Here is a 12,559-nt window from a genome sequence, read left to right as displayed (position 1 = left end):
AGTAAGAATCATGGGTATGGCAGGAGGCCAGCTAGACGGCGAGCCGATGCTCGACATGAACATGACGCCGCTGATCGACGTTTTGCTCGTGCTGCTCATCATGTTCATCATCACCATTCCGGTGGCGACCCATTCGGTCGATATTGATTTGCCGCAGGACAATGCGAACAACCCGCCGCCGGATATTGATCCGATCAAGAACAAGCTGGTTCTGACGTCCGCCGACCAGATCCTCTGGAATGGCGAGACGATTACGCAGGGAACCCTGGTCACGCTGCTGCGCGATTCGACTGCGATGGCCGTCGAGCCGGAATTGCAGTTCGAACCTGAAGCGCTGGCGAGTTATGACCTTTCGGCCAAGGTGCTGCAGATCATCAAGACTTCGGGCGTTACCAAGTTCGGTTTCGTCGGCAACGAGAAGTACCGCGTCTTCGGAAGCGGCGGTCCGGGTGCGGGCGGTTAACCCGACCGACATGATAACGATACAAGGGGCGGGCCTGCAGGTCCGCCCTTTTTCGTTCGGGCGTTTCTCATTCGGGTAACGCGCGTTCAAGCGCAGGTGGCCGGGCCGGCGCGCCATCATATCTGCCGACTTGGCTGATCGCCCCGGCCGCTTCGCTTAACCAGTCGGGCTGGACAGCTTCATCCGTTCGCGGAAAGGTAGCTCGCGGGAGGCTTCATGCGCGCATTAAAGGCTCTGTTCGGCTGGATTTTTCGGAATGCGCTGCTCTTTGCGCTAATCGTCGCTGCGCTCGTCGCGCATGCGATCTGGACGCAAAATCAGGTCGACGACACCGCCGCCATCGCGGACACGAACAAACGGATACTCGAACTCGAGAGAGCCGGCGAGAAAGCGCGCAAACTCCAGGAGGCATTGCGAACCGAAGCGGAAACGGCGAATGCCGAGCTCACGCAGTTTGCAATCGACAGCCACGATGCGACGCTCGATCAGCTTCAGGCCGCCCGTACAGAAGCGAAGAGCAATCTTCGCCGATTGGAAGGCGATCTGCCGTCCGGTTTCGAAGAAGCCCGTCAGATCGCCATGGCCGATGCCGAGGCCTTGGCGGCGACAGCCCTTACCAAGCTCCAGATCACCAGACTGAACCGGCAGATCGATTTTCTCGACGAGTCAATCGCAATCGCCAGCGGAAATGTCTCGACGCAGGCGCTGATCGACGGTCTCAACACCCAATTGAAAACCGCGCGCCAGACATTCGACGATGCGGAGGAAAAATGTGACGCTGCCGCGGATGCCTTGCAGAAATTCGATGACAAATGGTTCGTCGGCAAATTTCTCGCTGGCGGCAAAGCAGAGCGTCGCTCACTAGAGCGCGTCAAGACAACCCAATGCGGAGCGCGAGATGCAGCGCGCACGGCGCGCCAAGCGCTGGACAACTCACTTAGAAATGCAAAGAAGGCGCTCGATAATAGCGAAGCTGCAATGGACGGGGGCATCGCTGCCGCCACAGCAGCCCTGGCAGAGCTTGAGCGCCAAAGCGACGAGACTAGAGCGTTACTTCTGAGTACGCTCGACGAAGGGGAGGAGGAGGTCGGCCGTCTCGCGCAAGAATATCAGCTTGCCCTTCAGGCCCGCAATGCGCTCCTCATCCTCATCGGCATTATCGCGACCCCGTTTCTCATCCGTGCCCTATTCTATTATGCAATTGCGCCCCTGGCAGAACGGCGCGCTGCTATCCGTATCGCCGTACCAGGCTCATCCGGCTTGCCCAAACCCGCGACAGAGCCGTCGCGGGTCTCCATCCCTGTCACGCTTTCCGGCGGTGAAGAGCTTCTGGTGCGTCAGGATTACCTCCAGACCAGCTCGGTTGACGGAGAAAAGTCAACGCGATGGCTGCTCGATTATGGCCATATCCTTTCCAGCATCGCGACCGGCCTAACTTTTCTCACGCGCATTCGTGGCACGGGCACGACCACTATCTCTGCTGTGAAGGACCCCTTCGCCGAATTGACGGAAATCGACATGCCAGACGGCGCATCCTGCGTGCTGCATCCGCGCGCGCTGGTCGCGGTGGTCCAGCCTTCGGGCAGGACGATGCGCATATCGAGCCATTGGCGACTGTTCTCCCTCAATGCGTGGCTAACGATGCAGCTGCGCTTCATGGTGTTTCACGGCCCCGGAAGGCTTATTGTGAAAGGCGGCCGCGGAGTCCGGGTCGAAGCCGCCGAGCAGGGCCGTATTTTCGGACAGGATCAACTTGTCGGGTTCAGCGCCGAACTGTCCTATTCTGTCACGCGAACGGAGACTTTCGCGCCCTACCTTTTCGGATACGAGCAATTGTTCAAGGATAAGGTGCTAGAAAGCAACGGCATCCTCATCATTGAGGAGGCGCCGCTCGCTGGCCGGGGCAAGTGGGAGGTTCGCCGGGGGCTGGAAGGAGCGCTCGACGCCGGGATGAAGGCTTTCGGACTTTAGAGAGACCGGGCGCTATTCCTCTGCCGGCATTTCTTCCGGCGCGATACGCATCGCTTCTCCTATGAGGCTCTCGGCCTCGATCAGCAATTCGTCATCGACCGCACCCTGAGGCACCGCTTCGCGGCCGATCATCGTCATCACGGGAACGGCAAGCGGTGATACGCGGTCCAGCTCGACATGCACCAATTCGTGTTGTGAGCGTTCGAGCAGGCTCGCCAGCCTGCCCACGTCGGTCATCCGGGCGCGCGCATCAGCCCATGCCGCTTCGAGCAGGATGTGATCCGGCTCGTACCGCTTCAGAACGTCATAGATCAGATCGGTCGAAAACGTGACCTGCTTGCCGGTCTTGCGCTTGCCCGGATGCTGCCGCTCGATCAGACCGCTGATAACGGCCACTTCCCTGAAAGCGCGCCGCAGCAGGTGGCTCTCGGTCACCCAATCGGTGAACTCATGGGTCAGGATATCGGGCGAAAGCAGCGGTTTGGGATCGTCGACTGGCTTCAGCCCCCACACCGCTAGGCAATAATCGTTTGCCACGAAGCCCCCCGGCATCAATCCGCGATCGTCCATCCGCCGCGTAATCAGCATTCCCAGGCTCTGGTTCGCGTTCCAGCCCTCGAATGTATAATACACCGTATAGTGCTTGCGGGCGTGGATGAAGCTTTCCACCAACAGCTCTCCCGGTGCGGGCAAGCGGCTGCGGTAATCCTGCACCTCCAACCACTCGCGCACATCGTCTGGAAAGCGTCCCCAGCCTGCGCGATCGTTCAGCATTTCCTGCACGCGCGTCGCCAGATGCGTGGTGAGCGGCAGCCTTAGCCCCCCATAGGAAGGGATCGACGCGGATGTCTTCGCCGCGCGCACGATCACATCCATGTCCTGAACTTTCTCGACCTCGAGGCTCATCCCCGAAAAGAAGAACGTGTCGCCTGCCGATAGCTGCGCTGCGAAGCGCTCTTCGACCTTACCTAGCTGGCGGCCGTTCTTGAACCGCACCGTCAGCATCTCGCTGTCGACAATTATTCCAGCATTCATCCGGTGGCGCTGCGCCTGGTTCGGATGGGCGAGGCGCCAGATGCCATCCTTGGAACGGACGATCCGTTTGAACTTGTCGTAAGCGCGCAGCGCATAGCCGCCGTTTTCGACAAAGCCGAGGATGCGCTGGAACACCTCATCATGGAGCCATCCGTAGGCGAGCGAGGACCGGATTTCCGCTAGCAGCTCGTCCTCATGGAAAGGCGCGGCGCAGGCGCACGCCATCACATGCTGGGCGAGTACATCGAGCCCGCCCGCGCGGAAATCCTCGCCGTCGCGCTGGCCTTCATCAACGGCGTCTTTGGCGGCCATCGCTTCAAGGAATTCGAACCGGTTGCCAGGCACCAGCACAGCGCGGCTGCGGGTGTCGAGCCGGTGCCCCGCACGCCCGATCCGCTGCAATAGCCGCGATGAGCCCTTAGGCGCGCCCATCTGCACGACGAGATCGATATCGCCCCAATCCACACCAAGATCGAGGCTGGCCGTGCAGACCAGCCCGCGGAGCTCGCCGGCTGCCATCGCATCTTCCACCTTGCGGCGCGCTTCCTTGGACAGGCTGCCATGATGGACGCCGATCGGCAGATGGTCCTCGTTCTCCTCCCACAGACATTGGAATATGAACTCGGCGAGAAAGCGCGTGTTAGTAAAGACAAGCGTCGTGCGGTTGGCCTTGATCGCTTCGTAAAGCTGCCCGACCGCCCACCGGCCGGCATGGCCGCCCCACGGCACGCGCTCATCGATCGGGAGCAGAATCTCCACCTCAGGCTCCGCGCCCTTTTCACCGAGCACGAGGTCCGCCGCCTGGATTTCACCGGTCCCATCGACCGGTTGCGGGGCAAGCCATTCTTGAAAGCTCAGCGGATTGGCGAGCGTGGCCGACAACGCGACCCGCTGCATACCGGGCGCTATCTTTTGCAACCTCGCGAGCGACAGCGCGAGCAGATCGCCGCGCTTGCCCGTGGCAAAAGCATGAACCTCGTCGATCACAACCCGTTTCACGCTCGCGAACAGTGCGAGGCTTTCCGGATAGGACAACAGCAGTGAAAGGCTTTCAGGCGTGGTCAGCAAGACATTGGGCGGCTTTTCGCGCTGGCGCTTTTTACGGTCGGACGACGTATCGCCGCTGCGCGTTTCAACCGTGATCGGCAGGCCGATCTCGTCAATCGGCGTGAGCAGATTGCGCTTCACATCGTGCGCGAGCGCCTTCAGCGGCGAAACGTACAGCGTGTGCAGGCCCTCCGGCGGAGGACTACCCGAAGACGGTGCGAAGTCGCACAGAGTGGGCAGGAACCCTGCGAGTGTCTTGCCTGCACCGGTTTCGGCGACGAGCAGCGCATGCCGCCCCTCGCGCGCTTTGGCGAGCATATCGAGCTGGTGGCGGCGCACGCGCCATCCGCGCGCATCGAACCAGGCCTGGACTTCTTTTGGCACTGATCGCGAGGGGCTTGTCTTCATGCAGGTACAACCTGCATTGCGGCGTGGTCGTTCCGAGACGAAGCCGCCGTCAGGTCACCCCCTCACCGACACCGTCCGCATCTTCGGTGTCGGCCTGCGGGGCCAGCGCTTCCAGCTCGGCCGTGCTCTTGCCGAGCAATTCCGAAAGTCTCAGCCGTTCGGCTTCGCTGAGATCGGAGAAAACGCGAGCCGCCGGAAATTCGGCTTCCATGGCGGCAAAACCTTCCATGATGGACGGCATGACTTGGACCATAGCCGGTCCCATTTCTTCCATCACGCTGACCATTTGCGGATCGTATTGGACGCGAAAGCTTTCGACCGCGAACTTGCCGCCCACAGGCGTTTCGAAAAATGCCAGAAGTTCGGTCATCTCAGCATCGGTGAAACGTGTCGCGAATGCGCGCGCAAGAGCCTCGCGATAGGCTGGTTCCATCGCGCTGAACATCTGGCCGATCATACCTGTGAGCAAGCCGACCATCTGATCAGCGCGCGCCGAATATTGCGGATCCAGCACATCGAGCGCGGATTGCGCGGTCTCGTCTTCCAACACCTCCAGATCATCGCTCGGCACGCCCGTAAGCTTGGCCAGTTCCGTTCGTGGGTCGCCGGTAACCGCCCCCATGATGCCCATCATCATTGGCTGCATGCTTTCCTGCATTACGATAGCGAAGGTCCCCTCAGGAAAGACCTTGGCCGTCATCTCCGTCGCCAGCGGCAGGCGGGCTTGCTGCTCCGGCGTCAGTGGTGCCGCGGCAAACAATTCGCCGAATATCGCAAAGGCGTCGGTCATTTCCTGCTCGAAATTCGCGAGTTCTTCCTCTTCTTCCGTCACGAAGATCGGGGCGTCGTCATTTCCCTCCTGCGCCGCAGCGGGCGCGGCAGCGATAGCGAGAGAAAGGCAGGAAATGGCGGTGAGTAGATAGTTCTTCATTCTTGCGTCCCCTAAAAATTCACTCGCCTCAGTGACCAACGCTCTCGCCGCGCTCGAGTCCGGATAGCGCAAGCTGTTCGTCGATCTGGGCCATCAGCCGCTCAAGCCCTTCTTCGCTGTCGCTTTCGGCGCGGGCGACCAGAACGTCCTGCGTGTTCGAAGCGCGCAGCAGCCACCAGCCGTCTTTCGTGTTTACTCGCACCCCGTCAGTCGCGTTGACTTCTTCAACCTGCGGCCCCGGATTGCTCGTCATACGCTCGGTCACTTCGGCAATGGCCGGGAACTTGCGCGCCTCATCCACCTGGAACCGCATTTCCGGGGTATTCAGCATATCGGGCATCGCGCTTTTCAGCTCCGTCACCGATTTGCCCAGACGCGCGGAGGCGGCGAGCAGGCGGACACCAGCGTATAAGGCGTCGTCGAAACCGTAATATTCGTCGGCAAAGAACACATGCCCGCTCATTTCGCCCGCGAGCGGAGAATGAGTTTCCTTCATTTTGGACTTAATCAGGGAGTGTCCGGTCTTCCACATCAGCGGCTTGCCGCCATACTGCGCGACAGCATCGAACAGCGCCCGGCTTGCCTTCACATCGGCGATCACCGTAGCGCCCTGATGGGTCTTGAGCACATCTTCGGCGTAGATCATCAGCAGCTGGTCGCCCCAGATCACCCGGCCCTCGCCATCGATCGCCCCAATACGGTCGCCATCGCCATCGAAAGCCACTCCGAAATCGAGCTTCTTCGACGCGACCAGCTCGCACAGATCCGCCAGATTGGCTTCGACAGTTGGATCAGGATGGTGATTGGGAAAATGTCCGTCGACTTCAGTGAACAGCAGATGATGCTCCCCGGGAAGTTTCGCAGCCAGCGCCTCCAGCGCGGGTCCTGCGGCCCCGTTGCCAGCATCCCATCCCACCTTGATCCCGGAAAGAGCATCGCCATCGATCCCGGCGAGACCTTCGAGCATCCGATCGACATACTCGTCCAGGATATCGATGGTGGCGACCTCTCCTGCTCCGTCGGTCCAATCCCCGGACGCGGCGAGTTTCCCGAGTTCCTGGATGTCCGCTCCGAAGAACGGACGCCCCTGAAATACCATTTTGAAGCCATTGTAATTGGGGGGATTGTGGCTGCCAGTTATCTGAATGCCGCCATGCACCTCTTCGCTTGAGGCTTCCGCATAATACAGCATCGGGGTCGCACCCATGCCGATGCGCCGAACATTGCAACCACTCGCGGTCAGCCCTTCGACCAGTGCATGTTCGAGCATCGGCGAACTTACTCTGCCGTCATAGCCCACGGCCACCGTTGGGCTGGCCAGCCCCTCACCGCTGGCGCGGATCAGCAAAGTGCCGAAACTGCGGCCAATTGCCCGCGCATCGTCCGGGCCCAGCGTCTCGCCAATAATGCCGCGAATATCGTATTCGCGAAGGACGGTCGGATCGAATGTATGCTTCATGGGATGGGACGTCCTGTAATTCTGTCAGGGATGATAGCCGCAAATGCACCGTAAATGGTCGATTCTTGCAATGGCGTAACTCTTAAGAGTGTTCGTCCCGGCCGATCCCTGTGTCACCATCGGGCAGTTCGGACAGGAGGAGATCGCGCGCATCGTTGGCGTCGTGCACCTGCCCGTTGCTGCCGCCCTTATCGGGATGGACTGTCGCCATCAGCCGCTTATGCGCGGCGAGAATGTCATCGCGGCTGGCCCCGGCCTCGATCTTCAACAATTCGCGCGCGCGGCGGATTTCCTGCTGGCGGGTCGGTTTTGTGCCGAGTGTCTGCCACGGCCATTTGCCGAACGCCCACCTGAACAGCAGGGTAAGGATGATGAGGATTATGGCGATACGGAACATGCGGCTACGCTAGCTCCAAACGGGGCTGGCCGCGAGTGAATTCGGGCAAGTTCAACGCTTTAAGCAGCGCACGAAGCTCCTGCCGCGCGATAAGGTGGCTTGTGCCCAGCTCACCCAGATGCCCCTTGTCGAGGAGCGTCAGGCCAGAGGGGAACAGTTCGCGGTAAATGACGCGTTCGGAAAGGCCGTGCGCGACGCGAAAGCCGACCCGTTTCGACATTTCTGTCAGCGCCTGTTCGATCCTTGCCATGTTGCGTGCCTCGACATGGCCCGTGCGATTTCTCACCACGACCCAATCCATTTCGGGACGCCTGCCATCTGCCGTGGCGCGGCTGCGTTTGAGCCGCGCTTCCCAGATCAGCTCGGCAAAGAATGACAGCTTTTTCACCTTGAAGGTTTCCGCGTCGACCTGACCGATCAGGTCGAAATCGACGAAACTGTCGTTCATTGGCGTGACGAGAGTATCTGCGTTCTCCGCGGCAGTCCGCGCGAGCGGATCGTCACGCCCCGGATTATCGATGACGAGAAAATCGCACAGCTTTTCCATCCGGTCGATCGCCACCAGCAGTGCCTGCTCGCTCCGCCCGCGGAAGACCTCGCAACCTGGCGTCGGCAGCGTAATGCGCCGTTTTTCAAGCGTGTTAAGACGGTTTTCGATATAGCGATGGGTCGTGCGCTGACGAGGATCGAGGTCGAGCGCCATCACCCGCGCGCCGAGATAGGATAGCGCAACCGCAATATGCACCGCCGTCGTCGACTTGCCGGTACCACCTTTCTCGTTGGCGAAAACGATCCGGTGAGCAGGTTTTCCGGGAAGCGGTGCGGTCATGATCGGTAGAATTATCCTGTGAAGCTGGGACCATAGTAACACGCCGCAGGAGCTTGTAGGCAGGCGTCGCGCACGTGTATTGCTGCGGGACAATCTATCGGTGGAGGAGAGTACGTGCAAACCGCAAACACGCTCGATGTGTTGAGAACGCAGGTTGCGAAGCTTCGGGCAGGCGGGGAGACCCTTGCTCTCGTGCCGACGATGGGGGCGCTGCACGAAGGGCATTTGACGCTGGTGAGGCGTGCGCGAGAGATGTGCGATCATGTCGCCGCCTCGATTTTCGTGAACCCCACCCAATTCGCTCCTAGCGAGGATCTCGATGCCTATCCACGCCAGCTCGAAGAAGACGCCGCCATGCTGGAAAGCGAAGGGTGTGCGCTGCTCTGGGCACCTGACACCGAGGTTATGTATCCCGATGGTTTCGTAACAAGCATCTCTGTGAGCGGTGTCAGTGAAGGGCTATGCGGTGCCTCCCGGCCTGGCCATTTCGATGGGGTAGCGACAGTGGTGTGCAAACTGTTCAACCAGGTTAGACCGACACACGCCTTCTTCGGCGAGAAGGATTTTCAACAGCTCGCAGTGATTCGCGCCATGGCTCGCGATCTCGACCTGACCGCGCCGCGTGTGCATTCGATCATCGGCGTACCCACCGTGCGCGAGGCGGATGGTCTCGCGATGTCGAGCCGCAATCGCTACCTTTCCGAGGAGCACCGCACTGCCGCAGCGACCCTCCCGCGCGAAATGAAGGAAGCGATCGCGCGCATCAAGGATGGTCAGGAAGCCGCGCCGACACTCGCGGCGCTGGAAGACGCTTTGCTGGGCGCCGGCTTTTCAAGTATCGATTACGCCGTGCTGGCCGACGCCGCGTCACTCGCGCCGCTCGATACGCTTGGCAATTCGCCCGCGCGATTGCTGGTAGCGGCCCGGATCGGCGGGACGCGGCTGATCGATAACATGGCGGTCGAGCAGGACCGTTGACGCGGGGCCAGCAAGCGTGGCAAAGGGCCAGCGCCCGGCACAACAAGTGCCCTAAGCGGGTATAGCATAGTGGTAATGCTCCAGCCTTCCAAGCTGGCTAGAGGGGTTCGATTCCCCTTACCCGCTCCAAACCCTCCTCAGCGAGAGCAGGCCGAGCTTGCGGGCACCCAAAGATTTCTTTGCTTGTTTTGGAGCCAGAGGGGTCTAGCTCGAAACCCATGCACACGCTGACCCATCTCGAACGGCTAGAAGCCGAAAGCATTCATATTTTCCGCGAAGTCGCGGCCGAAACCGAAAAGCCGGTGATGCTTTATTCGGTCGGCAAGGACAGCTCGGTCATGCTGCATCTTGCGCGAAAGGCGTTCTACCCCGCACCGCCGCCTTTTCCGATGCTGCACGTCGCAAGTGGATGGGATTTTCAGGCGCTGCTCGATCACCGCGACAAGACAGTGGAGGAATACGGGCTCGACCTGATCGTGGCGCAGAACGAGCAGGCGGAGGAACAGGGGATCAACCCGTTCGACACCGGCAGCGCGCTGTACAGCCAGGCGCAGTTGACCGATCCGCTCAAGAAGGCCCTGAGCGAGCACGGCTTCGATGCGGCATTCGGCGGGGGGCGGCGCGACGAAGAAAAAGCGCGCGCGAAGGAGCGTGTGTTCAGTTTCCGCAGCGCATCGCATCGCTGGGATCCGAAGAACCAGCGCCCCGAGCTATGGAACCTATACAACACCAAGAAGAACAAGGATGAAAGCATCCGGGTCTTCCCGATCTCAAATTGGACCGAGCTCGATATCTGGCAGTACATCGCGCTCGAGAAGATCGACATCGTCCCGCTCTACCTGTCGCAAAAACGCCCCACGGTCACGCGCGATGGCATGCTGCTGGTGGTCGATGATGATCGGTTCCGCCTCGAGAAAGGCGAACAGCCGGTTGAGCGCTCGGTCCGATTCCGCACGCTCGGCTGTTACCCGCTGACTGGTGCGACCGAGAGCAAGGCGACCGACATGAACGCGATCATCCAGGAAATGCTGCTCGCAACTGGCTCCGAGCGACAGGGCCGCGCAATCGACAAAGGGCAGTCCGCTTCGATGGAAGACAAGAAGCAGGAGGGGTATTTCTGATGGCTGAGCGCGACCCTTCATTCCAGACCGACGCCCTGATCGCCGAAGACATTGACGCCTATCTGGAACAGCACCAGCACAAGAGCCTGCTGCGCTTCATCACCTGCGGCAGCGTGGATGACGGCAAATCGACGCTGATCGGTAGGCTGCTTTACGATTCGAAGATGATCTTCGAGGACCAGCTTTCCGCGCTTGAATCCGACAGCAAGAAGGTCGGTACACAAGGCGACGAGATTGATTTCGCGTTGCTCGTCGATGGTCTCGCTGCCGAACGCGAGCAGGGGATCACGATCGATGTCGCATACCGGTTCTTCACCACAGAGAAGCGCAAATTCATCGTCGCCGACACCCCTGGCCACGAACAATATACGCGCAATATGGTCACCGGCGCTTCGACCGCGGACCTGGCCGTTATCCTTGTCGATGCGCGCAAAGGCGTGCTTCAGCAGACGCGGCGGCACAGCTATCTCGTGCACCTACTGGGCATCAGGCATCTCGTTCTCGCCGTGAACAAGATGGATCTGGTGGATTACGACCAGGCAACCTTCGACAGCATCGTCGCCGACTACGCAGCATTCGCCGAAGAGGTCGGCATCGAGACGTTCACGCCGATCCCGATTTCGGGGTTCAAGGGCGACAACATCACCGCCTCTCCATCGCCCAACACACCTTGGTACAACGGCCTGTCGCTGATCGACCATCTCGAAACGGTCGAGGTCGCAAACACGGCCGCGCAGGAACGCTCTTTTCGCATGCCGGTGCAATGGGTGAATCGCCCGAACCTCGATTTTAGAGGGTTTGCCGGGCTCATCACCGATGGGACGGTCCAGCCTGGCGATCCGGTCCGCATCGTGCCGGCGGGCAAGACCTCGAAGATCAAATCAATCTCGACATTTGACGGCGATCTCGACGAAGCCGGGGCCGGGCAATCGGTCACGCTCATGCTCGAGGACGAGGTCGATTGCAGCCGCGGCGACGTTATCGCAGCCGCCGATGACCCGCCCGAAGCCTCGGACCAGTTCTGCGCGACGTTCGTCTGGATGGATGAAGAGGCGCTCAAGCCGGGGCGCGGCTATTGGCTGAAGCTAGGGAACCAGATGGTGACCGCCACCGTCCAGCCGCCGAAATATGAAATCGATGTGAATTCGCTCGAACATCTCGCCGCAAAAACGCTCAAATTGAACGCGATAGGCGTGGCGGAGTTTTCGACCGACCGTCCGATCACGTTTGAAGCCTACGCCAAAAGTCGCCAGCTCGGCGGGTTCATCCTGATCGATAAGTTCACCAATGCGACCGTGGGCGCGGGGATGATTGAATTCAGCCTCCGCCGGGCGCAGAACGTGCATTGGCAGCCGACAACGATCACGCGCGAAGATCACGCTGCGCTCAAAAATCAGACCCCGCGCGTCCTGTGGTTCACCGGGCTGTCGGGATCGGGCAAATCGACGATCGCCAATGAGGTAGAAAAGCAGCTCGCACTGATGAACCGGCACACCTTCCTGCTCGATGGCGACAATGTCCGCCATGGCCTCAACAAGGATCTCGGCTTTACCGAAACCGACCGGATCGAAAACATTCGCCGCATCGGTGAAGTTGCCAAGCTGATGGCGGATGCCGGCCTGATCGTGCTCACCGCCTTCATCAGCCCGTTCCGTGCCGAGCGACGGATGGTCCGCGAGATGCTTCCCGAGGGCGAATTTGTCGAGGTGTTCGTCGACACCCCGCTCGAAGTGGCCGAAAAACGCGACGTGAAAGGTCTCTACAAGAAAGCACGCGAGGGGCAGCTCAAGAACTTCACCGGGATCGACAGCCCCTATGAAGCACCGGAACATCCCGAAATTCGGGTGAACACAGTCGATATGACGCCTGCCGAAGCGGCAAATTACATCATCCAGCAGATCCTGCCGCTCAAATGACAGG

Annotated in this window: 10 protein-coding genes and 1 tRNA gene; 6 read left to right on the top strand and 5 right to left on the bottom strand. The window is 60.3% G+C overall.

Annotated features, from left to right (window positions below; all coding sequences use genetic code 11):
• Positions 1-10 precede the first annotated feature (10 nt).
• On the top strand, positions 11-463 hold the full coding sequence (locus KCG45_RS06140) for an ExbD/TolR family protein (protein ID WP_218316174.1): 453 nt from the start codon (positions 11-13) through the stop codon (positions 461-463).
• Positions 464-679: 216 nt separating this feature from the next.
• On the top strand, positions 680-2,434 hold the full coding sequence (locus tag KCG45_RS06135; protein ID WP_218316173.1) for a coiled-coil domain-containing protein: 1,755 nt from the start codon (positions 680-682) through the stop codon (positions 2,432-2,434).
• Between the two features lie 12 nt (positions 2,435-2,446).
• On the opposite strand, the gene KCG45_RS06130 is transcribed toward KCG45_RS06135, so the two are convergent.
• From KCG45_RS06130 to KCG45_RS06110, 5 genes are all read right to left on the bottom strand, one after another.
• Entirely contained in the window at positions 2,447-4,924 is a 2,478-nt protein-coding gene (locus KCG45_RS06130; protein ID WP_218316172.1) for a ligase-associated DNA damage response DEXH box helicase, read from the bottom strand.
• A 49-nt stretch (positions 4,925-4,973) separates the two neighbouring features.
• The gene (locus tag KCG45_RS06125) at positions 4,974-5,855 is read right to left on the bottom strand and encodes a DUF2059 domain-containing protein (protein ID WP_218316171.1); all 882 of its coding nucleotides are present in this window, start codon (positions 5,853-5,855) and stop codon (positions 4,974-4,976) included.
• Between the two features lie 28 nt (positions 5,856-5,883).
• Positions 5,884-7,314, bottom strand: coding sequence for a phosphoglucomutase/phosphomannomutase PgmG (gene pgmG, locus KCG45_RS06120; RefSeq protein ID WP_218316170.1), 1,431 nt, complete (start codon positions 7,312-7,314; stop codon positions 5,884-5,886).
• A gap of 82 nt (positions 7,315-7,396) precedes the next feature.
• Positions 7,397-7,711 carry a J domain-containing protein gene (locus KCG45_RS06115; RefSeq protein WP_218316169.1) on the bottom strand — a complete coding sequence of 105 codons (315 nt, stop codon included), beginning with the start codon at positions 7,709-7,711 and terminating at the stop codon, positions 7,397-7,399.
• Positions 7,712-7,715: 4 nt separating this feature from the next.
• On the bottom strand, positions 7,716-8,540 hold the full coding sequence (locus tag KCG45_RS06110) for a division plane positioning ATPase MipZ (protein ID WP_218316168.1): 825 nt from the start codon (positions 8,538-8,540) through the stop codon (positions 7,716-7,718).
• A gap of 114 nt (positions 8,541-8,654) precedes the next feature.
• Here KCG45_RS06110 and panC point away from each other — a divergent pair, with 114 nt between their 5' ends.
• The 4 genes from panC to cysN all read left to right on the top strand — a co-directional run bounded on the left by panC (position 8,655) and on the right by cysN (position 12,555).
• Positions 8,655-9,518: a pantoate--beta-alanine ligase gene (gene panC, locus KCG45_RS06105; protein ID WP_218316167.1), complete on the top strand. Its 864-nt coding sequence runs from the start codon at positions 8,655-8,657 to the stop codon at positions 9,516-9,518.
• A gap of 55 nt (positions 9,519-9,573) precedes the next feature.
• Positions 9,574-9,647, top strand: a tRNA-Gly gene (locus KCG45_RS06100).
• Between the two features lie 44 nt (positions 9,648-9,691).
• A complete protein-coding gene (cysD, locus tag KCG45_RS06095; RefSeq protein WP_439648915.1) occupies positions 9,692-10,639 on the top strand; it encodes a sulfate adenylyltransferase subunit CysD in 948 nt (315 codons plus the stop codon).
• Positions 10,639-12,555 (top strand): sulfate adenylyltransferase subunit CysN, encoded by a 1,917-nt coding sequence (gene cysN / locus KCG45_RS06090; protein WP_218316165.1) that lies wholly within the window; start codon positions 10,639-10,641, stop codon positions 12,553-12,555. The genes cysD and cysN overlap by 1 nt, the downstream gene beginning before the upstream one ends.
• Positions 12,556-12,559 lie beyond the last annotated feature (4 nt).

This window comes from Erythrobacter ani (genome assembly GCF_019204025.1).
Taxonomy (GTDB): domain Bacteria; phylum Pseudomonadota; class Alphaproteobacteria; order Sphingomonadales; family Sphingomonadaceae; genus Erythrobacter; species Erythrobacter ani.
The sequence above is the reverse complement of the archived record's forward strand: the minus strand, read 5'-3'. Positions and strand labels throughout refer to the sequence as shown.